The following is a 23,430-nucleotide window of genomic DNA, read 5'->3' as shown; positions in this document are numbered from 1 at the left end:
CTGACCTGTCCGGTCCCGGAACTTTCCGGGCGAACGCTTGGCCCCGTCGGACCCGCCTCGCGGTCGCTCCGTGCCGAATCGGCACGACGTTCCCGCTGACGGTGACGAACGATCAACCAATCGCAACCGTCATGCCGAAGAGATAGACCATTTCGCGGCAAGGATGTCTTGCGCCGCGCGAGTCGTCGCGGTGCAAACCCGAGATCACCGGCAGTTACCAGCGGTTAAGATTAACACGCCTGCCACTCCTGATCGTATGAATGTCCTCGAAAGAGGCTCGCACAGCTTCACGTTGTCGCAACGGTGCCGCTTTCCGCGTAGGCTGCCACCCCGCGCGCGAGAAAATCGCTGAAGCGGGCGGCGTCCGCTCGCGCGGCCGCATTCCAGGCCGACACGTTCCCGCGCGCCGCGTCCGCCGCCGCGGCGAGGCGGCCGCCGCGTGCCCAGGCGGCGAGCGCCGAGGCCGAGCCCTCGGGGTCGTCGGGCCGGAGGAACAGGCCGGAGGCCCCGAGGACCTCGGCGAAGACCGGTCCCTCAGGCGCAGCGACGGGCAGGCCCCCGTGCTGCACCTCGAGGAGGGGCAGGCCGAGCCCTTCGGCCTTCGAGGTCGAGATCAGCAGATGGCTCCTCTCGACGAGGCGGCGCAGGCCGGCATCGTCCACGTAGCCGTGGAGGGTCAGGAAGGCGGGCGGATCGTCGAGGAAGGCATGCCGACCCCAGCCGACCCGCCCGACGACGTGGAGTTCGGCCGGCACGCCCATCCGGTTGAGGGCGCCGACGATGGCGATGGCGGCCGGGTAGTCCTTGCGCGGCTCGATCGTGCCGATCGCGAGGAGGCGCAGCGGCTCGCCGGGGGCGGGCGCGGGGCGCCCGGCCGGCAGGCCGGCGAGGCCGAACACGTCGCCGACCGCCGGCCGCAGCAGCGCGACGAGGGCGTCCGGCCGGCAGAGCCGGCGCAACTCGCGGCCCGTGGTCCGGGAATTCACGAGGAAGCGCCGGCCGTAGCGCATGGCGAGGCCGAAGCTCGGCGCCATGTAGAGCCGGCTCTTCCAGCTCAGGTCCTCCGGCCGGGTCAGCAGGAAAGTGTCGTGCACGTAGAGGATGCAGCGATCCCCGAGCGCCGCGCAGAGCGGGCCGGGGGGGAAGCCCGGGAAGACGAACAGCGCGTCTCGATCCCGCAGGCCGCGCAGGGGAAGGCCGATCTGCTGGGCGGCGATCATCGCGGGCAGGCCGCGGCTCCGCAGGAGGCGGACATCGTGCGGGGCGAGCTGCTCCGGGGCGAACAGGTCGCGGGCGACCCGCTCGATGCCCGTGACGTGGCCCCGCAGGTGCGTCTGGTCGATGTAGATGCGCCGGCTCACGCGTTGATTCCCCTTCGGCGCAGGGCGCCGCGCAGGCGCGTGGCGAGGTAGAGGCTGCGGCGCGCCCAGAAGGGAAGGTTGCGGCCGAGGAGTGCGTGCTTCGCCTGCCGGAGCCGCCGGACCAGCGGCGGGGAGGGCGCATCGACGGTGCCGCCCTCGCCGCCGTGCCGGTCGGCCGCCAGATCAAACCGGGCGAGCATCTCGGGGGCGAAGCGCGGGCGGCCTGTCCGCCGGGGCAGGATGCCCGACGTCGCGAGCGCGGCCTCGATCGACATGGAGGCGGCGGCGTAGCTGAAGCGGTTCTCGAGGGCGATGCGGGCGAAGGCACCGAGCCGCCGCCGCGCCGCCCCGTCCGAGACGAGCTCGTCCAGGGCCGCTGCGAGGGCGCCCGGAACCTCCGGCACGAGCCGTCCGGTGACGCCGTCGATGACGGCCGTGGTCAGCCCCGTCGCGCGGTAGGCGAGGGTCGGCGTGCCGCACAGGCCCGCCTCGATCGGCGTCTGGCCCAGCGTCTCCAGCCGGCTCGCCGTGACGTGGAGGTCGCAGGCCCCGTACCAGGCCGCGAGCTCGGCCTCCTCGCCGATCGGACCCGGCGCGTGCAGGTTCGGCAGGCCGAGCCGCGCCGGATCGTCGAGCCGGCCGACGGCGACGAAGCCGATCCCCGGCCGCGCCACGCGGCGCAGGGCGTCGACGAGGTCGGCCACCCCCTTGTCCGGCGCGTCGACGATGACCGCGGAGAACATCACCAGCACATCGTCGGCGGGCAGCCCCAGCCGGCGCCGCAGGGCCGCCCGGTCGCCGGGCGCGAAGACCCCGGTCGGGAAGGCCAGGGCGATCTGCGCGACGCGGGTCGCGGGCGGGGCGTAGTCCCGCGCCCGCTCGGCCGTCCACCGGGAATTGGCGAGGAGGAGCGGACCGCCCGGTGCGCCGAGGACCGAGCGCTTGCGGACGTGCAGTCCGGGAATGCGGTTCCGGCGGAGTTGCGGATACTCGTCGGGGGTGGGACAGGCCGCGTCGCAGCCCACCGCGATGCGGGTGCAGCCCTTCGGGTAGGCGCAGCGCCCGGTGAGGGGGAACAGGTCGTGCAGGACGAGGGCGGTCCGCGCCGTGGCGCCGAGGCGTCCGAGGATGTCGAGGCTGCGCGTCGCGCCATGCAGGTTGCCGGCGATGACGAGGTCCGGGCCTAACTGGCGGATCGTCGCCTCCGTGCCCGGGAAGGCGTCGGTCCACTCGGCCGCTGCGGGGGGCGACTCATCTGTCAGGGCCATCTGCGCCACGCGGTGGCCCGAGAGCCGGAGCGCCTCGCCGAGGCGGCGCTGGGCAATGCCGGCGCCGCCCCGGTGCCCCGCTCCGGTCAGCGACACGATCGATAGGCCCTCGATCGGCTCGGGCGCGGCCGAATCACGCTGGAGGAGGACGGGCCGACCGATCCGGACGAGCGGCGCCCCCATCGCCGCGAGACGGGCCCAGAGTTCGGCCGGGCGAGTCGGCCTCCCATCGAAGGCCGAGCTTGCGAACAGGATCTCGCCGCCGGATTGCGGATCGCCATCGTCCTCGAAGCCTGCGTCGAGGGACGGCGCGTCGAGGCCCGTCACGGCCGCGTCGTAAAGCACCCGCAGGCCAGCCACGGCCGCCGCTCCCGTCAGCGCCGCTTCGAGGGCGAGGGCCGTGAGGGCGCCGGGAGCCAACATGTCGCCCGCGCGCAGGATCAGGACGTGGTCCGCCGCGCCGGCATCGGGGAAGGCGCCGTCCGCGAGCGTGGCCGGGGGCAGGACGTCGTGGCGCGCCTCCGGGTAGCCCTGAGCCAGCACCGAGGCCAGCGTGTCCGCGAGCCCTTCCTCCGTGCCGTCCGAGACCGTGACGATGCGCAGGCGCGGCCAGGGCCGTCCGTCCGGAAGGCTGTCCGGCCGTGCGTCCGCCCCGCGCTGGCCCTGTCCCGGCCAGCCCGCGATGCCGTGGGCTGGCCGGCCCCCGCCGCCTGGGGGCGCAGCCTCGGGCACGCCGTCACTCGGGTCGTCGAAGGAGCGCTTCACGGGTGTCGCCGGGCGGGCTGCGTCACGGGTCGAGGAGCCTTCATCCTGGCCTGCAGAGGTTGACGAAGCCCTTTCCGCCGGGCCGCTTTCCAGGGCCGGCCGCCGGGCCTATCTCATGGCCCGGTCCGGGGAAGCGTTCCCGCCCCGAAGCCCGGCCCTCCTGCGAGCCCGCCCCATGCCTGCCTCCGACGCCTCGCGCAGCTTCATACCCCTCTCGATCGCCGTGCTCACGGTCTCGGACACGCGCCGCCCCGAGGACGACCGCTCGGGCGACACCCTCGTCCAGCGCCTCGCGGCGGCCGGCCACGGGCTCGCGGCGCGCGCCATCGTGCCCGATGAGGTGGCCGCGATCCGCGGGCAGGTGGAGGCGTGGTCGCGCGATCCCGGCATCGACGTCGTCATCACCACCGGCGGAACCGGCTTCACGGGCCGCGACGTGACGCCCGAGGCCCTAGAGCCCCTGTTCGAGAAGCGCATGGACGGGTTCTCGGCGGTGTTCCACCGGATCTCCTACGACAAGATCGGCACCTCGACCCTGCAGTCGCGGGCAACTGCAGGCGTCGTCAACGCCACCTACGTCTTCGTGCTCCCGGGATCGCCCGGTGCCTGCAAGGATGCCTGGGACGGCATTCTCGCTCAGCAGCTCGACTATCGGCATCGGCCCTGCAACTTCGTCGAGATCATGCCCCGCCTCGACGAGCACCTGCGCCGCGGCGCGTCCGTGACCGTCTGAGGCGGATCAGGCCCGTTCGAGGCGCGCCGCGAGGAGGCGCGGCTTCAGGCGCGGGGTGAAGCTCGGGCCTGCCACGAGGCGCTCGCGGCGCACCAGGTCGCCCGGGCGCGGGGCGCTGACGCCGAGCACGCGCTCGCCCTTCGTCGCGAGGCGGGCCGGCAGGTTCGCGTGCGGGCGCCGTAGCCGTGCCAGGGCCACGTCGGGCCGCGCCGTGTTCACGAAGCGGTCGAGGGCGCGGATCCAGCCCTCGGCCGGAACGTCCCCCGCCTCAAGGCACAGAACCCATTCCCGCCGGGCCGCCTTCGCGCCCGCGGCCCAGGGCGAGGCGCCCCGCGGCCGCACCACGAGGGCGGCGCCCGTCGCCTCGGCGACCGTCGCGACGGGCTCGTTCGGCACGGGCACGACGATCACCGCATCGCCGATCAGCCCCGCCGCCACCCCGGTGACGAGGGCGGCGAGGGTGTCCGCGAGGCGATCGATCGCGTCCGGATCTGCCGGTCGGGCCACGTAGGTCAGGGCGGAGATCATGCGCGCCCATAGACCATTTTCACGCGAAAGCGACAGGCCAAGGCAGCGCAGGATCAGCCCCGACCGCGCACCTGAGGGAAATGCACCGGAAATGCTCGAAATTGATGCAGGCGGACTCGCTCATGTTCGCTTTATGTTCTAGTCCCCAAGCGAAGAGGCGGTCCGGAATACCATCGCATGACCAAGCACCTGCCGGACGGCGAGTCGCAGCGGCGTCTTTCCGACACGGGCGTCGAGGCGCCCGCCCGGCGCGGCCGGGGTGCCACCGCCAACCCGTCCGGGCGCTTCGAGCGGTCGGGCCGCGAGATCTTCGACGACGGCTGGGGCCCCTCCGAGACGGCGCGACTGCGCACCGAGGTCCTGCCGGAGCGGGCCTGCCACATCATCACCCGCAACGCCTCGCCCGACATTCCCTTCGATCGCTCCATCAATCCCTATCGGGGCTGCGAGCACGGCTGCATCTACTGCTTCGCGCGGCCGAACCACGCCTATGTCGGCCTGTCGCCCGGGCTCGACTTCGAGACCCGCCTCTTCACCAAGCCGGACGCGGCGAAGCTCTTAGAGCGGGAACTGTCGGCGCCGGGCTACAGCCCGCGCACGATCGCGCTCGGCACGGCCACCGACCCCTATCAGCCGATCGAGCGGACGCACCGGATCACCCGAAGCGTTCTCGAAGTCCTTGCCCGCTTTCGGCACCCGGTCGGCATCGTCACGAAGTCGAACCTCGTGGTGCGCGACGCCGACATCCTGGCCGCGATGGCGGCGGACCGCCTCGTGAAGGTCGCGGTCTCCGTCACGACCCTCGATCCCGCGCTCGCCCGCCGCCTGGAGCCCCGCGCTCCGCATCCGCTGAAGCGCCTCGAGGCAATCGAGCGGCTCAGCGCGATGGGCATCCCCGTGATGGTGATCGTGGCGCCCGTCATCCCCTCTCTCAACGACCACGAGATCGAGGCCATCCTCGCCGAGGCGCGGGCTCGCGGCGCAGGCGAAGCGAACCACGTGCTGCTGCGCCTGCCGCACGAACTCGACGCCCTCGTCTCCGACTGGTTCGCGGAGCACTATCCCGGCCGGGCCCAGCACGTCTTCTCCCTCGTCCGGCAGGCACGCGGCGGCAAGGTCTACGACGCCGCCTTCGGGCGGCGCATGGTGGGGGAGGGGCCCTACGCCGATCTGATCGCGCAGCGCATGCGCCTCGCCAAGGCGCGGCTCGGCTTTGCCGGCGAGCGCGTCACGCTCAACGCCGACGCCTTCTCGCCTCCGGGCGCGCAGCTCAGCCTGTTCTGAGAGGGTCAGACGCCGAGAGAGCGCGTGAAGCTGAGCCTGTGGTGCGGGCTGCGGCCGATCCGGGCGAGGCCGTCGAGGTGGGCGGCGGTGCCGTAGCCGACATTCCGATCCCAGGCGTAGTCCGGGTGGCGGCGGGCGAGCGCCCGCATCAGGCCGTCGCGCAGGCACTTGGCGACGATCGAGGCGGCGGCGATCTGCGGGACCAGCCTGTCGCCGCCGATCACGGCGCGGCACTCGGCATCGAGACCGGGAATCGCGTCACGCCCATCCACCATCACGGGCGCGTCGAGGCCGAGCCGCGCCACGGCTCGAGCCATCGCGTCGAGGGTCGCAGCCCGCACGTTGATGCGGTCGACGAGGGCGCGCGAGCCCGCCGCGACGGCGACGCGCGCATGAGCGCGGATCAGCGGCACCAGGGCCTCGCGGTGAACCGGCTTCAAGCGCTTGCTGTCGTCGAGCCGACCGAGGATCTCGGACGGCAGGGCGGTGGGATCGAACCAGACCGCGGCCACGACGACCGGGCCGCAGAGCGCGCCGCGGCCGACCTCGTCGCAGCCGATGACGGCGGGGTAATCCGCCGCGCGCGCGGGGTCGAAAGGAGGCATGGGGCGGCTCGTGGGAGGGGATCGCGAGGCCCTCCCTTCGCATCAACGGCCGCGCGCGTCACGCGCTTCCGGCCGCCTTTCTCAGCCGAGCTCCACCATGGATGCGGCCGGATTTCGGGCCGCGCGCTGCCGGAGGGCGCCGCGCTGATGGGCGACCTCGACATTCCCGTAGAACTGGCGCGCGCTCTCGGCCCAGGTGTAGCGCAGGGCCTCCTCGCGGCAGCGCCGGCGCGGGATCGTGAGTGCCGCAAGCGCGGCCTGCCGAAGGTCGGCGTCGAGGATGCCGGCCCCCGTCCCGCCGATGACGTCGATCGGTCCCGTGACCGGATAGGCGGCTACGGGCAGGCCGCAGGCCAGAGCCTCGAGGAGAACGATCCCGAACGTGTCGGTGAGGCTGGGGAACACGAAGACGTCGGCCGCGGCATAGATCCGCGCCAGATCCGCGCCGGTGCGCGTCCCGAGGAAGCGGGCCTCGGGCGCCAGCGCCGCGAGGCGTGCCCGGTCGGGCCCATCGCCGACGACGACCTTCGTGCCCGGCAGGTCGAGGCCGAGGAAGGCCGAGACGTTCTTCTCGACCGCGAGCCGGCCGACGAACAGGAAGAGGGGGCGCGGAAGCCCATCGAGCGCGTCCGAATCCTGCGGGCGGAACAGGTCGGTGTCGACGCCCCGGGTCCAGCGCATCAGGTTCGCGAAGCCCCGGCCCGCCAACTCGCGTTCGAGCGACGGCGTGCTCACCATGGTCCCGCTCGCCGCCCCGTGGAAGCGCCGCAGCCACGTATAGCTCCAGGCTTGCGGCACCGGCGCCCGGGCGGCGAGGTATTCGGGAAAGCGGGTGTGGTAGCTCGTGGTGAAGGGGCGTCCTTGCGCGAGGCAGTAGCGCCGCGCGGCGTAACCCACCGTCCCCTCGGTCGCGATGTGGATGTGGGACGGCGCGATCTCGGAGATCCGCGCCTCGAGCCTGCCGCGCGCGGCGTAGGCGAGGCGGATCTCCGGGTAGCCCGGCAGCGGCACCGAGGGAAAATCCCGGTGCGTCAGGAAGACCGGATCGTAGCCGAGGTCGCGGCCCGCCCGCGCCATGTGCTCCAGCGAGCGGACGACGCCGTTGACCTGCGGGTGCCAGGCGTCGGTGGCGATGAGCAACCTCACGCGACGGCCCGGCGGCCCGGCGCCACCTCCTGCTGCGCATGATGCGCGGAAGCGGCCTGCGCCTCGCGGGCGCGAAGCAGGCTCGGATAGTGCAGGACCTCCATGCGCCCGTCGTAATGCTCGACGATGGCCGTGCAGGATTCCACCCAGTCGCCGGTGTTGAGGTAGCGCAGGCCCTCGATCTCGCGGTTCGCCGCGTGGTGGATATGGCCGCAGATCACGCCGTCGGCGCCGACGCGGCGGGCCTCGGCCGTGAGGAACTCCTCGAACTTGCCGATGAAGTTCACGGCGTTCTTCACCTTCAGCTTCGCCCAGGCCGAGAGCGACCAGTAGGCGAGCCCGAGCCGGCGGCGGACCCTGTTGAGGACGGTGTTGACCGAGAGCGCCAGCGCGTAGGCTCCGTCGCCGAGATAGGCCAGCCACTTGGCGTGGCGCACCACCATGTCGAATTGGTCGCCGTGAATGACGAGGTAGCGCTTGCCGTCCGCCGCAATGTGGATCCGGCTCTCGGCGATCTCGACGCCGCCGAAAGTGGTGCCGATGTAGTCGCGCAGGAACTCGTCGTGGTTGCCGGGCACGTAGACGATGGTCGAGCCCTTGCGGACCTTGCGCAGGAGCTTCTGCACCACGTCGTTGTGCGATTGCGGCCAGTACCACCCCGAGCGCAGCTGCCACCCGTCGACGATGTCGCCGACGAGATAGATCTCGTCCGCGTCGTAATCCCTGAGGAAGTCCAGCAGCAGGCCGGCCTGGCAGCCCTTCGTGCCCAGATGCATGTCGGACAGGAAGAGCGTCCGGACGCGGACCGCCTTCTCTGTGTCTTCGGCCACGAGCGTCTCCCGGCGGCTGTCACGGCTCGAGCCAAACCGGATTCCCGTATCAGTTTGATGACGCCCCCCAGGTTCTCATGTTGCGGTGCCGAAGAAAAAGCGGCGATCACGCAGTCTTGCGTTGCAGTGCACGACAAATTTTTTGGACGGATGCCCAAGTTTTTTGAGTTTTCCTTCCTTGGCGAAGCCGGTCATAATCATGGCCAAGGAGACCGCCGGGCTCGCCCGGTGCCGGAAACGGCCAATGGGATCAACGGTAGCAGGAAGGAAGGTGTCCACACCGCGTCGGGAGTGCTTGCAAGCGCGGCCGGCTCGACGCATTGAGGCTCCCGGCCCATCGGAGGCGACCGGCATGACGCGTGCCGCGACCGCGGGCGGTTCACGCCGCCGCGCCGCTCCGCTCGGCACCATGATCTGACCTGGGGCGGACGACGTTGTCGGAATGGAATGGCCTCTGAACACGGCCTGCCCTATTCCAGGCGGCGGGGTCCGCGAGGACCGGATCGTCTCAGAGCGTCCCACGGAACTCCCGCTGCGCCGTCGCGGCCAGGGGGAGGGCTCCCGGAGAACGGGGGCTCCGCGAGGGGCTCACGAATCCGCGGCCACGCGACGACCCCCGCGGTCGAGGGGCCTGCCCCCTCGGATCACGGCATCCACGGGCCACCAACGAGCGACGCTGGCTCACTGACATCATTCTGGCGCCGGCCATCGGGCCGGTCAGCAGTTTAGGAAATCGGAGGACACAACATGGCGGCAACGAGACGGCCGGGTCGTAACCATCTCTTCGTGCCGGGCCCGACGAACATCCCGGACCGCGTGCTGCGCGCGATGTTGGTCCAGTCCGAGGACCACCGCTCGGTGGACTTCCCCTCGCTGACGAAGCCCCTGTTCGAGGACACCAAGAAGGTCTTCGGTTCCACCGACGGCACCATCTTCCTGTTCCCCGCGAGCGGCACCGGCATCTGGGAATCCGCGCTCTGCAACACCCTCGCCCGCGGCGACAAGGTGCTGTCCTCGCGCTTCGGCCAGTTCAGCCACCTCTGGATCGACATGGCCCAGCGGCTCGGCCTCGACGTGATCGTCCAGGAGGAGACCTGGGGCACGGGCGCCAACCCGCAGCGGATCGAGGAGGCGCTGCGCGCCGACAAGAACCACGAGATCAAGGCCGTGATGGTGGTCCACAACGAGACCGCCACGGGCGTCACGAGCGACATCGGCGCCGTGCGCAAGGCGATCGACGCGGCCGGCCATCCGGCGCTGCTCTTCGTCGACGGCGTCTCCTCGATCGGCTCGCTGCCGTTCAAGGCCGACGAGTGGAAGGTCGACGCGGCGATCGCCGGCTCCCAGAAGGGCCTGATGCTGCCGGCCGGCCTCGGCGTCGCCTGCATCAGCCCGAAGGGCCTGCAGGCCGCGGAGAGCCAGGCGGGCAAGAACGACCGCCTCGCCAAGGTCTATTTCGACTACGCCGACCAGCGGAAGGCGAACCCGACCGGCTACTTCCCCTACACCCCGCCGCTGCCGCTGCTCTACGGCCTGCGCGAGGCGCTGGCCTGCCTGTTCGAGGAAGGTCTCGAGAACGTTTACCACCGGCACGCCGTGCTCGGCGAGGCGACCCGTCAGGCCGTCGCGGCCTGGGGCCTCAAGACCTGCGCCAAGGATCCCAAGTGGAACTCCGACACCGTCACGGCGATCGTCGTGCCGGAGGGCGTGGATGCCGCCAAGATCATCAAGCACGCCTATGTCCGCTACAACCTCGCCCTCGGCGCGGGTCTGTCGGAAGTGGCGGGCAAGGTGTTCCGCATCGGCCATGTGGGCGACCTGAACGAGCTGTCGCTGCTCGGCGCCATCGCGGGCGCCGAGATGGCGATGCTCGACAACGGCATCAAGGTGACTCCCGGCTCGGGTGTCGCCGCCGCGTCGAGCTACCTGCGTGAGAACCCCCTCTCGAAGGCCTGAGCGACGATCCGGGCGGGGCCGGCCATCGCCGGCCCCGCTTCCGCGTGAGACACGGACGAAGGCCGCGCGCACGCCAAGCCGGCCGGCCGGTTCTGAAAGGGGTTCCTCATGACGCAGAAAATCGTCTTCCTCGATCGCGAATCCCTCGACGCCAAGGTGCGCGAATTCAAGTTCCCGCACGAATACACCGAGTACGAGTCGACTTGGACGCCGGAGGAGATCGTCGAGCGCCTGAAGGACGCGGAGATCGCGCTCATCAACAAGGTGCCCATGCGGGCCGAGGTCCTGAAGCAGCTTCCGAAGCTGAAGCTGATCGCGGTGGCGGCCACCGGCACGGACGTGGTCGACAAGGCCCAGGCCAAGGCCCAGGGCATCACCGTCTCGAACATCCGCAATTACGCGTTCAACACGGTTCCCGAGCACGTGATCGCGCTGATGTTCGCGCTCCGCCGCGCGATCGTGCCCTACGCCAACTCTGTCCGCCGGGGTGATTGGAACAAGTCGACCCAGTTCTGCTACTTCGACTACCCGATCTACGACATCGCGGGCTCCACGCTCGGCATCGTCGGCTACGGGGCGCTCGGCAAGTCGATCGGCAAGCGCGCCGAGGCGCTCGGCATGAAGGTCATCGCCTACGACGTCTTCCCGCAGGACGGCCTCGTGGATTTCGAGACGATCCTCCGGGAATCCGACGTGATCACGCTGCACGTGCCGCTCACGCCCGACACCAAGAACATGATCGGGCGCGAGCAGCTCGAGAAGATGAAGAACAGCGCCATCCTCATCAACACGGCCCGCGGCGGCCTCGTCGACGAGGAGGCCCTGCTGGAGGCCCTGAAGAACGGCACCATCGGGGGCGCGGGCTTCGACGTGGTGGCACAGGAGCCGCCCAAGAACGGCAACATCCTGTGCGACGCCGATCTGCCGAACCTGATCGTGACCCCGCACGTGGCCTGGGCAAGCAAGCAGGCGATGCAGATCCTCGCCGACCAGCTCGTCGACAACGTCGAGGCGTTCGTGGCGGGCAAGCCGCAGAACGTGGTCGAGGCCTGAGCGAGCCGGCCCTCCTTCCGGAGAGCGCATCCTGAGACGCCGCCCCGCGGCGTCGCGGGGGAGATCCCGGATCGAGCCGACGACCGGATGCCTCATCGAGGCTTTGCATTCGCTCCGCGCCTCGGGATGAGGCGCGGGTGAGACGGACGCCGTGCGGGCTCGTCTGACCCTTGTTGAGACCAAACCGGGCGCCTGCGCCCGTTCGGGAAACGCTGAACCGCGCCGGGACGCGCGGACGAAGGGACAACCAATGAAGAAGCTGCTTTTCCTGTTCGACACGGACGCGGTGCCGAGCGTGTTCGACACGGTCGTGGGCTATGACGGCGGCGCCGATCACATCACGGGCTACGGAAACGTGACGCCCGAGAACGTGGGAGCCCTGGTCGACGGGACGATCTACACCCGCGGCGGCTCTGAGAAGAAGTCGACCGCGATCTTCGTCGGCGGCGGCAACATGGCGGCCGGCGAGGCCGTGCTCGAGGCGGTCAAGAAGCGTTTCTTCGGCCCCTTCCGCGTCTCGACCATGCTCGACTCGAACGGGTCGAACACCACGGCCGCCGCGGGCGTCGCGCTCGTCGCCAAGGCCGCCGGATCGCTGGAGGGCAAGAAGGCGATCGTGCTCGCGGGTACGGGCCCGGTCGGCATGCGCTCCGCCGCGCTCCTCGCCAAGGAGGGCGCGCAGGTCACCGTGGCCGGCCGCTCCCTCGACAAGGCCCAGGCCGCCGCGGACGCGATCAACAAGCGCTTCAACGTCAAGGTCACGGCCGTCGAGACGCCCGATGCCGGCTCCCGCGCCCGCGCCGTGAAGGGCCAGAACATCGTGTTCTCGGCCGGCGCCATCGGCCTCGAGCTCCTGCCCGAGGACTCTTGGAAGGACGAGGCGAGCATCGAGTTCGTGGCCGATTACAACGCCCAGCCGCCGCTCGGCTTCGGCGGCATCGACGCCATGGACAAGGGCAAGGAGCGCCACGGCAAGCGGTCGTTCGGCGCCCTCGGCATCGGCGGGCTGAAGCTCAAGCTCCACCGCGCCTGCGTCGGTCAGCTCTTCGACAACACCGAGCAGGTGCTCGATGCCGAGGAGATCTACGCGCTCGCCAAGAAGATGGCCTGAGGGGAGGCGTCGATGGCCGAGAACGAAACGATCCAGACATTTCTCGACGGGCTGGCGAGCTCGGCCCCGACCCCCGGCGGCGGCGGAGCCGCCGCCATCTCCGGCGCGATGGGCGCGGCCCTCGTGTCGATGGTGTGCAACCTCACCATCGGCAAGAAGAAGTACGTCGAGGTCGAGGCCGAGCTGAAGGAGGTTCTGGCCCAGTCCGAGGCGTTGCGGGCCAAGCTCACCGGCATGATCGCCGACGACGTCGAGGCGTTCGACGCGGTGATGGCCGCCTACGGGCTCCCGAAGAACACCGATGAGGAGAAGGCCGCTCGGTCCCAGCGGATCCAGGCGGCCCTCAAGACCGCCACCGACGTGCCTCTCGCCTGCTGCCGCGTCTGCCGCGAGGTGATCGACCTCGCCGCGATCACGGCGGACAAGGGCAACCTCAACGTTATCTCGGATGCGGGTGTTGCGGTGCTCTCCGCCTATGCGGGCCTGCGCAGCGCGGCGCTCAACGTCTACGTGAACGCCAAGGGGCTCGACGACCGCGCCTTCGCCGAGGAGCGCCTCAAGGAGCTCGAAGGGCTTCTCGCCGAGGCGGGCGCGCTCAACGAGAAGGTCTACGAGGTCGTCAAGGCCAAGGTGAACTGAGCGAAGGTGAGCCGCGCCGGCTCACCAGTCTCGTCCCCGGTTCCTGCCGCCGGGGACGCTGAAACTTTGAATACGAAAAGCATTCCGGCTGCCTTTCAAGGCAGACTTAAAGAGAATGCAAAAAAATATAAACGCTGGAGCGCTTCCCGTGAAATGAAATTTGCGGGATGATCGCTCCCAAGGAAGCGCCAAAAAACGGAGGTCTCGGATGGACGTTCACGAGTACCAAGCCAAAGAGCTGCTCGCGAGCTTCGGCGTCGCCGTGCCGAAGGGTGCCGTCGCCTTCAGCCCGGACCAAGCCGTCTACGCGGCGACCGAACTCGGCGGCTCGTTCTGGGCCGTCAAGGCGCAGATCCATGCGGGTGCCCGCGGCAAGGCCGGCGGGATCAAGCTCTGCCGCACCTACAACGAGGTGCGCGACGCGGCCCGCGAGCTTTTGGGCAAGCGCCTCGTCACCATCCAGACAGGCCCCGACGGCAAGCCCGTCCAGCGGGTTTACGTCGAGACCGCCGATCCTTTCGAGCGGGAGCTCTACCTCGGCTACGTCCTGGACCGGAAGGCCGAGCGGGTGCGCGTGATCGCATCCCAGCGCGGCGGCATGGACATCGAGGAGATCGCGGCGAAGGAGCCCGAGGCGCTGATCCAGATCGTCGTCGAGCCGGCGGTCGGCCTGCAGCAGTTCCAGGCCCGCGAGATCGCCTTCCAGCTCGGCCTCAACATCAAGCAGGTCTCGGCCGCGGTGAAGACCATCATGAACGCCTACCGGGCGTTCCGCGATTGCGACGGGACCATGCTGGAGATCAACCCGCTCGTCGTGACGAAGGACGACCGGGTTCTGGCGCTCGACGCCAAGATGTCCTTCGACGACAACGCCATGTTCCGCCGCCGGAACATCGCGGACATGCACGACCCGTCCCAGAGCGACCCGCGCGAGGCGCAGGCGGCCGAGCACAACCTCAATTACATTGGCCTCGACGGCGAGATTGGCTGCATCGTCAACGGCGCCGGCCTCGCCATGGCGACGATGGACATGATCAAGCACGCGGGCGGCGAGCCGGCGAACTTCCTCGACGTCGGGGGCGGCGCGAGCCCCGAGCGCGTTGCCACGGCCTTCCGGCTCGTCCTCTCCGACCGCAACGTGAAGGCGATCCTCGTCAACATCTTCGCCGGCATCAACCGCTGCGACTGGATCGCCGAGGGCGTGGTGAAGGCGGCGCGCGAGGTGAAGATCGACGTGCCGCTCGTGGTACGCCTCGCGGGCACGAACGTGGAGGCCGGCAAGAAGATCCTCTCGGAAAGCGGGCTCGACCTGATCACCGCGGACACCCTGACCGAGGCCGCCCAGAAGGCCGTTCAGGCCTGTCAGGGCGCCAAGGCGGCCCACTGAGCGGACGGGAGGAGAGAGACCAATGAGCATTCTCATCGATGAGAAGACCCCGATCCTCGTCCAGGGCATCACGGGCGACAAGGGCACCTTCCACGCCCGCGAGATGATCGAGTACGGCTCGAACGTCGTCGGCGGCGTCACGCCCGGCAAGGGCGGCAAGACCCATGTCGGCGTCCCGGTGTTCAACACCGTGAAGGAGGCCGTGCGCGAGACCGGCGCCACCACGACCATCACCTTCGTCGCCCCGCCTTTCGCGGCGGACGCGATCATGGAGGCGGCCGATGCCGGCGTCCGGCTGATCTGCTCGATCACCGACGGCATTCCCGCCCAGGACATGATGCGGGTGAAGCGCTACCTCATGCGCTACCCGAAGGACCGCCGCTCAATGGTGGTGGGCCCGAATTGCGCGGGCATCATCTCGCCCGGCAAGTCGATGCTCGGGATCATGCCCGGACACATCTACCTGCAGGGCAATGTCGGCATCATCTCGCGCTCGGGCACGCTCGGCTACGAGGCCGCCTCGCAGATGAAGGCCGAGGGCATCGGCGTCTCGACCTCGGTCGGTATCGGCGGCGACCCGATCAACGGCTCCTCCTTCCTCGACCATCTCGCCCTGTTCGAACAGGATCCGGACACCCACGCGGTCCTGATGATCGGCGAGATCGGCGGCCCGCAGGAGGCCGAGGCCTCGGCCTGGATCAAGGAGAACATGACGAAGCCGGTGATCGGGTTCGTGGCCGGCCTCACCGCCCCGAAGGGCCGCCGCATGGGGCATGCCGGCGCGATCATCTCGGCGACCGGCGACAGCGCCGCGGAGAAGGCCGAGATCATGCGCTCGTACGGGCTGACCGTGGCGCCGGACCCCGGCTCCTTCGGCGCGACCGTCGCCGAGGTGATGCGCAAGCGCGCGGCGTGAGCCGCACGCATTCCCCTCCCCGTTCCGCGGAGGGGCAGGAGTGGGCGTGGTTCCGCGCGAGGCTCTGCGGTGCCTCCTGCGCCACCCCCACCTCCGACTCGTCCCCCGAGGGGGGAGGAGAGCTGCTGTCGCGCGGGAGGCACGACCACCCATGACCCATACCCTGCATGCCTCGCCGGGCACCGCGGTCGACCACGTCTTCGCGCCGCCGGTGATCACGGGCACGTCCTCCAAGGAGGCGCTCGACATCCTGTTCCACGCCCTGCTCGAGGTCGCCCGCCGGCACGAGCCGGAACTCGAAGTGGTGCTGCACGGCAACGCCAACATCTCGGCCTTCTCGCCCGAGCTGCTCGCGCGTGCGCTTCAGGTCCAGGGGATCTGGTTCCAGCTCCTCTCGATCGCCGAGCAGAATGCCGCGATGCGCCGCCGCCGCCACATCGAGCGGAACGAGGGGCGCTCGGCACTCGGCGGCAGTTTCAGCAAGGTTCTGGCCGAGGCCGCGGCGAGCGGCATCAAGGCCGGTGAGATCCACACCCTCCTCAAGGACCTGCGCATCCGCCCGACCCTCACGGCGCATCCGACCGAGGGCAAGCGCGTGACGGTGCTGGAGAAGTTCCGCCGCATCTACCTGCTGCTGCGCGAACTCGAATTGCCGCGCTGGACCGAGCGCGAACGCAACGGCCTGATGAACGACCTGCGCGACCAGATCGAGCTCGTCTGGATGACGGGCGAGTTGCATCTGGAGAAGCCGACCGTCGAGCGCGAGGTCGCCTGGGGGCTGCACTTCTTCGACGAGACGCTGTTCGAGATGCTGCCGGAGGTGCTCTACTCGCTGGAGGAGAGCCTCGCGCAATACTACCCGGACGAGAAGTTCGAGGTGCCGGCCTTCTTCCAGTTCGGCTCGTGGATCGGCGGCGACCGCGACGGCAACCCCTACGTCACCGCGAGCGTCACCCGGACGACGCTCCAGCGCAACGCGCTCGCCTCGCTGCACCGCTACCGGGACGGCGTGAACGGCCTCGGCCGCATGCTGTCGCTCACCGAGCGCTCGCTGCCGGTGCCCGAGAGCTTCCGGCGCGAGCTCGAGCACCAGCTCGCCGAGAGCGGCGACGGCAGGGCTATCGCCGGCCGCAATCCCGGCGAGGCGTTCCGCCAGTTCCTCACCTGCATCCTGCGCAAGATCGAGGCGACGATCGCCCGGAACGAGGGCCGCCGCGCCCCGGGCCCGGACTACCCGAGCGCGGACGGCCTGATCAACGACCTGCGCACGCTGGAGCAGGGGCTGGCCGATTCGAAATGCGCCTCGCTCGCGACCGATCTCGTGCGCCCGGTGCGGCGCATGGTCGAGATCTTCCGCTTCTCCACCGTCCGCCTCGATCTGCGCGAGAACAGCACCCGCACCACGCAGGCGCTGCAGGCGCTCTGGCGGCAGCAATACGGGGAGGCCAAGACGCCCCCCGACGTCGAGGCGCCGGAATGGAAGGCGTGGCTGCTGAGCGAACTCGCCAAGCCCCGCAACCCCGACCGCTCCTTCGACGATCTGCCGGACGACGCCCGCGAGACCCTCGAGACCTTCGCCCTCGTCGGCGAGATGCGCGAGCAGCTCGACCGCGAGGCCTTCGGCGCCTTCATCCTGTCGATGACGCGCTCGGTGCCCGACATCCTCGGCGCCTACCTGCTGGCCAAGGAGGCCGGCATCTTCCTCGACACGGCGGGCACCGAGATCTGCCCGCTGCCCATCGTGCCCCTCTTCGAGACGATCGACGATCTGCGCGCTGCGCCCGTCATCATGAAGGAGCTGCTCGCCATTCCCGTGGTGCGCCGGTCCACCCGCTGGCAGGGCGGCGTGCAGGAGGTGATGATCGGCTACTCGGATTCGAACAAGGACGGCGGCTTCGTCGCCTCGAACTGGGAGCTCTACAAGGCGCAGTCGAAGCTCACCCTGCTCGGCAAGCATCTCGGCGTGCCGATCGCGTTCTTCCACGGCCGCGGCGGCTCGGTGAGCCGGGGCGGGGCCCCGACCGCGCGGGCCATCGCCGCCCAGCCGGCTGGCTCGATCAACGGGCGTTTCCGCACCACCGAGCAGGGCGAGGTGGTCTCGTTCAAGTACGCCAACCGCGGCACCGCGGCCTACCAGATGGAGCTTCTCGCCTCCTCGGTCTTCGAGCACGCCCTCAGGTCCGAGCGCGAGGCGGCCTCGCTGCCGCGGGCCGAGTTCGACGACGTGCTGGAGGCCTTCTCGGGCGCGAGCCGCGCGGCCTACGTCAACTTGATCCAGCACCCGGACCTCGTCACCTATTTCGGCTGTGCGAGCCCGCTCGACGAGATCGCCCTCCTCAACATCGGCTCGCGTCCGGCGCGGCGCTTCGGTGCCCGCTCCCTCAGCGACCTGCGGGCGATCCCGTGGGTGTTCGCGTGGTCGCAGAACCGGCACGTCATCACGGGCTGGTACGGCGTCGGATCCGGGCTCCAGAGCTTTCTGGAGGTGCGCGGTGCGCAGGGCGAGATGCAGCTCAAGCGGATGTTCCGCGATTCGCGCCTGTTCCGCCTGATCCTCGACGAGGTCGAGAAGACGCTGCTGATGGTCGATCTGGAAATCGCCCGCGACTATGCTGGCCTCGTTCCGGACGAGAGCGTGCGCACGAACATCTTCCGGATGATCGAGGCCGAATACCGCCTCACCTGCGAGATGGCGCTCCGCGTCAGCGGCGACCGGGAACTCGCCGAGCGCTTCCCCCTGTTCCGGGACCGGCTGAACGAGCGCCTGCCCACCATCAACCAGGTCAGCCGCGAGCAGGTCGAGCTTCTGCGCCGCTTCCGCGGCGAGGAGGACGAGGACCAGCGCGAGGCGGTGAAGTCCGCGCTGCTCCTATCGATCAATTGCATCGCGGTGGGCTTCGGCGCCACCGGATGAGCCAACGATCCGGTCGCCCTGTCTCAGGGCGCGCCGGAGGAGAGGTTGAAAACGCGGCCGGGCCGCGCCCTAGCTGCCCGCCGGAAATCCCAGAACACCAAGGAGGACCCCGATGAGCTTCACCCTGATCCAGCAGGCCACGCCGCGCCTGCACCGTTCGGAACTCGCCGTTCCCGGCTCGAACCCGACCTTCATGGAGAAGTCGGCGAATTCCGCGGCCGACGTCATCTTCCTCGATCTCGAGGACGCGGTCGCGCCCGACGACAAGGAGAAGGCCCGCACCAACATCATCCAGGCGCTCAACGAGATCGACTGGGGCAGCAAGACCATGATGATCCGCATCAATGGTCTCGACACCCACTACATGTACCGGGACGTGGTCGACATCGTCGAGGCGTGTCCCCGCCTGGACATGATCCTGATCCCCAAGGTCGGCGTGCCGGCTGACGTGTACGCGATCGACGTGCTCGTCACGCAGATCGAGCAGGCGAAGAAGCGCGACAAGAAGATCGGCTTCGAGGTGCTGATCGAGACGGCGCTCGGCATGGCGAACGTCGAGGCGATCGCCCAATCGTCGAAGCGCCTCGAGGCGATGTCCTTCGGCGTCGCCGATTACGCGGCCTCGGCCCGCGCCCGCTCGACCGTGATCGGCGGCGTGAACCAGGATTACAGCGTGCTGACCGACAAGGACGAGGGCGGCAACCGCCAGACCCACTGGCAGGACCCTTGGCTCTTCGCCCAGAACCGGATGCTGGTGGCCTGCCGTGCCTACGGCCTGCGCCCGATCGACGGCCCCTTCGGCGACTTCTCGGATCCGGACGGCTACGTCTCGGCCGCCAAGCGCTGCGCGGCGCTCGGCTTCGAGGGCAAGTGGGCGATCCACCCGACCCAGATCGAACTCGCCAACGAGGTCTTCACGCCCTCCGAGGCCGAGGTCACCAAGGCCCGCCGCATCCTCGAGGCGATGGAAGAGGCGGCCAAGGCCGGCCGCGGCGCCGTCTCGCTGGACGGCCGCCTCATCGACATCGCCTCGATCCGCATGGCCGAGGCGCTGATCGAGAAGGCCAACGCGATGAACGCGAAGTAGGCCGGCACCCGCTCCGATCCCGGGGAAACCCGGGATCGGCTCCCTCGCGCGGTTCGGGAAGCCCGATGGCCGCGACGGCTTGGCTTCGCCTGCCCCGGGAGGCAGCCTCGGCGGGCCCGCGGAACGCGGCCGTTCCGGCCGGGCGCGCAGGAGCCGCCCATGACCGCCTCAGCCACACCCCTCTCGGCGATCTCGCTCTCGGATCTCGATCCCCTCGTCACGCTCGGCGTCGTCGTCGCGACGGCCGTCACGGATGCGGCCTACGTCTTCTTCAACGCCGCCGTCGGAGCGCGGCACCGGATCCGCGCCGCGAACTGGAGCGCGGTCTGGTATCTGCTCTCCGCCTTCGCGGTGATCAGCTACACGCAGAACGCGCTCTACGTGATGTTCGCGGCCGCCGGCTCCTGGCTCGGCGCGTACGCCTCAGTGACATGGCTGGCCCGTGGACCCGACAACGGAACCGGCCGGCACATCTAGCCTTTCCCAGGAACGCCGCGCCACGCGGCCAAGCTCGAAGGAGATCCGCCATGCACGTGACCATCGAGGACGCGCACAAGGCCATCGAAGCGGCGCGCGCCAAGGCCGTCGAACTCGGCACCCAGATGTGCATCGCCGTCGTCGATTCGGGGGGCAACCTCAAGGCGTTCTACCGGATGGACGATGCCTGGGTCGGCTCGATCGACATCTCGCAGAAGAAGGCCAAGACCGCCCTGTTCTTCGGCATGCCGACCGGACAGATCGGTCAGCTCTCGCAGCCCGGCGGTCCGCTCTTCGGCATCGAGCACTCGAATGACGGTCTCATCACCTTCCCGGGCGGCATCCCAATCGTCGACAAGGACGGGGTGATGTCGGGCGCCATCGGCGTCAGCGGCTCGACGGTGGAGAACGATCACACGGTGGCCGAGGCCGGCGCCAGCGCGATCGGCGCAACCGAGCTGCCGGCGCATCCCTGGCGCACCTGATTTTCCGATCCGGCGCACCCCGAAAAACCTGCGGTTAAGCATAGGCGCCCTATCACGGGCCTGAGAGCCACAGGCAGCCGAGACGGGGAGCGGCGATGAATCGGGAGCAACTCGCGGACGCGCTGAGGCGGCTGGCCGCCTCGCAGGTCGAGGACATCGAGCGCGCGGTCAAGGACGGTCACAAGACCATCGCGTTGAACGAGCTGGCGGACCTCAACCGCCAGCTCAAGGCCTTCGCCGCCGCCCTGAAAAAGGCGCCGGCGCGGGCGTGACCGTCGGGGCCGCGGGGCGGGCGCGAGGGCCGGGCTGTCCGGACTCGCGTTCCGGACAGAGCCCTCAATCCGAGACAATCGAGGTCCCCGACATCCGCCTCGATCCTATCAGCGGGGCCCGTCCCAGCCGGCATGCGGGATCGGCGCAGGGGGAATCGGAGGATCGTAATCGCTGCGGCGGAAGCGCGGGCCGCCGCCGAATCCCGGCCGCTCGTCGCAGACCTTCACCCGGCGCACCACTTCGTCGCCGTAGGCGTCGATGCGGCGCTTCACGAAGACCCGGCACTCGTCGACCGGCGGCTCGAACCGGGGTCCTGCGGTGAAGCGCGGGCCATGAAACCGGGGCTCCGGCGGCGGGGGAGGCGGGGGCGGCGGTCCCCGCTCGAACTCCACCTCGCCGCCGCGAGGTGGGTAGGGACCGTCGAAATCGGCGGCGTGGGCCGCACCGGCGAGCGCGACGGCCGCGAGGCCGCAGAGGCGCATCAGGATCGGACTCGACACGAAATTCTGGCTCCCGAACGGGCCGGCGGGATCGCGCGGCTGCCGTATGGGCGCGATCATCCGAGGCGCCCCCTGAACCGGTCCGGAGCACGCGCGTGTGGATCCGTTCAGAATCGTCGCCCGCACCCTTGACCGAACCGATGCGTCCGTGGCGTGTTCTTGTTCTGTTCGCAAGACAGGACGCGCGATGGCCCCGGCAACGAGCACAAATTCCCCTCATCCGCCGACGGTCGAGGCCATCGCTGCCGCCTATCTTGCGGCTGCCCGGGGGGACGCCGAGGCCGCCATGCTGGCGATCATCCGGGATGCCCTGACCGACCTCTGCGAGGCCGAGCGGCGGACTCTGCGCCGGGATCGGCTGATCTCGCGCGGCTACGTCCGAGGCGCCCTCGACACGGACAGGACGACGAGCTGACGGAACTCAGCGCCCGGCCGGCCCGGCCTCGACCTCCCGGTTCTCCTCGACCTCGGGCGCGACCTGCCCGAAATTCAGCACGGCCACGAGCGCGACGCCGCCGAAGACGTTTCCGATGAGCGTCGGAAGGAAGAAGCGGAAGGCGTAGTCGCCGAGGGTGGCAGCCCCGGTCGCGACGAGGAAGAAGGCCTCGACTGAGCCGGCGACCACATGGGCGAGCCCGCACATCGAGACGAGCCATGTCATCAGGACAATGACGAAGGGCGCTGCCGCGCCGGTCGCCGGCAGGATCCAAACCATCAGGGCGATGATCCAGCCCGCGAAGATCGCCTTGATCACGGTCGCGCCGAACGGGAAGGCGACGGCATGGTGGCTGATCTCGGCGAAGGCCGCCGTCACCGTCGGCCCGAAGGCGTCCGAGCGCGCCAGCACCGTCGCGATGGCGGCGGTGGCGAGGATGTTGCCGGCGAGCACGATCCCCCACAGGCGAAGGACCCGGAAACCGGTCTTCATCGAGCGGTCGTGGAGCAGCGGCAGGATCGGCGTGATCGTGTTCTCCGTGAACAATTGCTGGCGCCCGAGCACCACCACGAGGAAGCCGACCGCGTAGCCCATCGTGGTGATCAGCTTCGCCCATTCGGCCGAGGGCAGGTGCGCCTTGAGGACGCCGGGGACGATCAGGGAGAGGGCGATGCTGAGCCCCGCGGCGACCGCCGAGAGGAAGAGGGCAAGCCCGTGCCGGCGCAATTCCTCGTCGCCTTCGTGCCGGATCACCTCGTGCAGGACGAAGGCGTCCGGGCGGCCGATCTCGTTGACGGCGTCGATCATCGCGTCGTGCTTGGCGATCGCCTCGTCCCGGTCCCGCTCCGTCATCGTCACCGCTCCGATTGAGGGCTCCCGCCCGACGGGTGGGAAACTCAGGCGCGCAGCCGCGCGACCAGTGCCTCGATCTCGCCGCGTGCCGCCGCGACGGCGGCGGCATCCTTGCCGCGCGCCACGATCCGGTTGAGGAAGCCGTCCTGCGTCATCGAGGGATAGGAGCCGATCGAGACCTCGGGATGCGCATTGGCGATCGCCGCGAGATCCGAGGCGTATGCGCCCTCTGGCACGTTGCCGACCTCGATCGTCTCCGAGACCACGCGGGCGCCGGTTCGAAGCGTCGGGCCGATCTCGTCGAGCATGGCCTGCATGATCGCGGGCACGCCCGCCATGACGAAGACGTTGCCGATGCGAAATCCCGGCGCCTTCGAGATCGGATTCGGAATCAGGTCGGCCCCGTCCGGGATGCGGGCCATGCGCAGGCGCGCGGCGTTCAGATCCTCGGGCTTGATCCGCTCGAGCAGCATCGCGCGAGCCCGCGGATCGACGTCGATGCCGACGCCGAAAGCCTCCGCCACGCAGTCGGCCGTGATGTCGTCGTGCGTCGGCCCGATGCCGCCCGTCGTGAAGAGGTAGGTGTAGCGGGTGCGAAGCGCGTTCACCGCCTCGACGATCATGGGCGCCTCGTCCGGCACCACCCGAACCTCCCGCAGGTCGATGCCGATGGCGGTGAGGTAGTCGGCGATGGTGCCGATGTTCTTGTCCTTGGTCCGTCCGGACAGGATCTCGTCGCCGATGACGAGGATGGCGGCGGTCATGGCGTGTGCGTTGGTCGTCATCGGGATCGGGGCGGGGAGGGCGGGTCCCACCGACTTAGC

The 23,430-nt window shown here is 69.8% G+C and carries 24 protein-coding genes; 14 read left to right on the top strand and 10 right to left on the bottom strand.

Translation table 11 applies throughout. The features are described from left to right. Positions 1-287: 287 nt before the first annotated feature. On the bottom strand, positions 288-1,361 hold the full coding sequence (locus tag E1J50_RS02335) for a glycosyltransferase (RefSeq protein ID WP_132250013.1): 1,074 nt from the start codon (positions 1,359-1,361) through the stop codon (positions 288-290). Continuing rightward, positions 1,358-3,394 carry a glycosyltransferase gene (locus tag E1J50_RS02330; RefSeq protein WP_245516393.1) on the bottom strand — a complete coding sequence of 679 codons (2,037 nt, stop codon included), beginning with the start codon at positions 3,392-3,394 and terminating at the stop codon, positions 1,358-1,360. The genes E1J50_RS02335 and E1J50_RS02330 overlap by 4 nt, the downstream gene beginning before the upstream one ends. Before the next feature lie 175 nt (positions 3,395-3,569). Between E1J50_RS02330 and moaB the strand changes: the two genes are divergently transcribed. Beyond that, positions 3,570-4,127: a molybdenum cofactor biosynthesis protein B gene (gene moaB / locus E1J50_RS02325; protein ID WP_132250011.1), complete on the top strand. Its 558-nt coding sequence runs from the start codon at positions 3,570-3,572 to the stop codon at positions 4,125-4,127. Between the two features lie 6 nt (positions 4,128-4,133). Here moaB and E1J50_RS02320 read toward each other — a convergent pair whose 3' ends face one another. Continuing rightward, positions 4,134-4,655: a hypothetical protein gene (locus E1J50_RS02320; protein ID WP_132250010.1), complete on the bottom strand. Its 522-nt coding sequence runs from the start codon at positions 4,653-4,655 to the stop codon at positions 4,134-4,136. A 177-nt stretch (positions 4,656-4,832) separates the two neighbouring features. On the opposite strand from E1J50_RS02320, the gene E1J50_RS02315 reads away from it, so the two are divergent. Beyond that, complete coding sequence (locus E1J50_RS02315; RefSeq protein WP_132250009.1) at positions 4,833-5,939, top strand: PA0069 family radical SAM protein; 1,107 nt, start codon at positions 4,833-4,835, stop codon at positions 5,937-5,939. Positions 5,940-5,944: 5 nt separating this feature from the next. Here E1J50_RS02315 and E1J50_RS02310 read toward each other — a convergent pair whose 3' ends face one another. From E1J50_RS02310 to E1J50_RS02295, 4 genes are all read right to left on the bottom strand, one after another. Next, complete coding sequence (locus tag E1J50_RS02310; protein ID WP_132250007.1) at positions 5,945-6,544, bottom strand: ribonuclease HII; 600 nt, start codon at positions 6,542-6,544, stop codon at positions 5,945-5,947. Positions 6,545-6,625: 81 nt separating this feature from the next. Beyond that, on the bottom strand, positions 6,626-7,690 hold the full coding sequence (locus tag E1J50_RS02305) for a glycosyltransferase family 4 protein (RefSeq protein ID WP_132250005.1): 1,065 nt from the start codon (positions 7,688-7,690) through the stop codon (positions 6,626-6,628). Then, entirely contained in the window at positions 7,687-8,466 is a 780-nt protein-coding gene (locus E1J50_RS02300) for a UDP-2,3-diacylglucosamine diphosphatase (protein WP_425374900.1), read from the bottom strand. Before E1J50_RS02300 ends, E1J50_RS02305 begins: the two co-directional genes overlap by 4 nt. A gap of 129 nt (positions 8,467-8,595) precedes the next feature. Continuing rightward, complete coding sequence (locus E1J50_RS02295; RefSeq protein WP_132250001.1) at positions 8,596-8,799, bottom strand: hypothetical protein; 204 nt, start codon at positions 8,797-8,799, stop codon at positions 8,596-8,598. A gap of 468 nt (positions 8,800-9,267) precedes the next feature. Here E1J50_RS02295 and E1J50_RS02290 point away from each other — a divergent pair, with 468 nt between their 5' ends. The 11 genes from E1J50_RS02290 (at position 9,268) to E1J50_RS27075 (ending at position 20,817) form a co-directional block, all read left to right on the top strand. Further along, a complete protein-coding gene (locus E1J50_RS02290) occupies positions 9,268-10,476 on the top strand; it encodes an aminotransferase class V-fold PLP-dependent enzyme (RefSeq protein WP_132249999.1) in 1,209 nt (402 codons plus the stop codon). 108 nt (positions 10,477-10,584) lie between these two features. Beyond that, complete coding sequence (locus E1J50_RS02285) at positions 10,585-11,529, top strand: D-2-hydroxyacid dehydrogenase (RefSeq protein ID WP_132249997.1); 945 nt, start codon at positions 10,585-10,587, stop codon at positions 11,527-11,529. 250 nt (positions 11,530-11,779) lie between these two features. After that, the gene (locus tag E1J50_RS02280; RefSeq protein WP_132249995.1) at positions 11,780-12,640 is read left to right on the top strand and encodes an NADP-dependent methylenetetrahydromethanopterin/methylenetetrahydrofolate dehydrogenase; all 861 of its coding nucleotides are present in this window, start codon (positions 11,780-11,782) and stop codon (positions 12,638-12,640) included. A gap of 12 nt (positions 12,641-12,652) precedes the next feature. Continuing rightward, complete coding sequence (fchA, locus tag E1J50_RS02275) at positions 12,653-13,279, top strand: methenyltetrahydrofolate cyclohydrolase (protein ID WP_132249993.1); 627 nt, start codon at positions 12,653-12,655, stop codon at positions 13,277-13,279. Between the two features lie 208 nt (positions 13,280-13,487). Beyond that, positions 13,488-14,666: a malate--CoA ligase subunit beta gene (locus E1J50_RS02270; RefSeq protein WP_132249991.1), complete on the top strand. Its 1,179-nt coding sequence runs from the start codon at positions 13,488-13,490 to the stop codon at positions 14,664-14,666. 22 nt (positions 14,667-14,688) lie between these two features. After that, positions 14,689-15,582 (top strand): succinate--CoA ligase subunit alpha, encoded by an 894-nt coding sequence (sucD, locus tag E1J50_RS02265; RefSeq protein WP_132249989.1) that lies wholly within the window; start codon positions 14,689-14,691, stop codon positions 15,580-15,582. A gap of 151 nt (positions 15,583-15,733) precedes the next feature. Further along, the gene (locus E1J50_RS02260; RefSeq protein ID WP_132249987.1) at positions 15,734-18,496 is read left to right on the top strand and encodes a phosphoenolpyruvate carboxylase; all 2,763 of its coding nucleotides are present in this window, start codon (positions 15,734-15,736) and stop codon (positions 18,494-18,496) included. Positions 18,497-18,608: 112 nt separating this feature from the next. Further along, a complete protein-coding gene (locus tag E1J50_RS02255; protein WP_132249985.1) occupies positions 18,609-19,583 on the top strand; it encodes an HpcH/HpaI aldolase/citrate lyase family protein in 975 nt (324 codons plus the stop codon). A 159-nt stretch (positions 19,584-19,742) separates the two neighbouring features. After that, positions 19,743-20,060 carry a hypothetical protein gene (locus E1J50_RS02250; RefSeq protein ID WP_132249983.1) on the top strand — a complete coding sequence of 106 codons (318 nt, stop codon included), beginning with the start codon at positions 19,743-19,745 and terminating at the stop codon, positions 20,058-20,060. Positions 20,061-20,110: 50 nt separating this feature from the next. Further along, positions 20,111-20,545 carry a GlcG/HbpS family heme-binding protein gene (locus tag E1J50_RS02245; protein WP_132249981.1) on the top strand — a complete coding sequence of 145 codons (435 nt, stop codon included), beginning with the start codon at positions 20,111-20,113 and terminating at the stop codon, positions 20,543-20,545. A 95-nt stretch (positions 20,546-20,640) separates the two neighbouring features. Beyond that, entirely contained in the window at positions 20,641-20,817 is a 177-nt protein-coding gene (locus E1J50_RS27075; RefSeq protein ID WP_165937749.1) for a hypothetical protein, read from the top strand. 108 nt (positions 20,818-20,925) lie between these two features. Here E1J50_RS27075 and E1J50_RS02240 read toward each other — a convergent pair whose 3' ends face one another. Then, entirely contained in the window at positions 20,926-21,318 is a 393-nt protein-coding gene (locus E1J50_RS02240; RefSeq protein WP_132249979.1) for a hypothetical protein, read from the bottom strand. Between the two features lie 286 nt (positions 21,319-21,604). On the opposite strand from E1J50_RS02240, the gene E1J50_RS28400 reads away from it, so the two are divergent. Beyond that, positions 21,605-21,733: a hypothetical protein gene (locus E1J50_RS28400; RefSeq protein WP_342635883.1), complete on the top strand. Its 129-nt coding sequence runs from the start codon at positions 21,605-21,607 to the stop codon at positions 21,731-21,733. 6 nt (positions 21,734-21,739) lie between these two features. On the opposite strand, the gene E1J50_RS02230 is transcribed toward E1J50_RS28400, so the two are convergent. After that, the gene (locus tag E1J50_RS02230) at positions 21,740-22,606 is read right to left on the bottom strand and encodes a formate/nitrite transporter family protein (protein WP_132249975.1); all 867 of its coding nucleotides are present in this window, start codon (positions 22,604-22,606) and stop codon (positions 21,740-21,742) included. 44 nt (positions 22,607-22,650) lie between these two features. Next, entirely contained in the window at positions 22,651-23,391 is a 741-nt protein-coding gene (locus tag E1J50_RS02225) for a competence/damage-inducible protein A (protein ID WP_132249973.1), read from the bottom strand. Positions 23,392-23,430 lie beyond the last annotated feature (39 nt).

This window comes from Methylobacterium segetis (assembly GCF_004348265.1).
In the GTDB taxonomy this organism is placed as follows: Bacteria; Pseudomonadota; Alphaproteobacteria; order Rhizobiales; family Beijerinckiaceae; genus Methylobacterium; species Methylobacterium segetis.
Note: the sequence above shows the minus strand (reverse complement) of the source record. Positions and strands in the feature narration are given on the sequence as shown.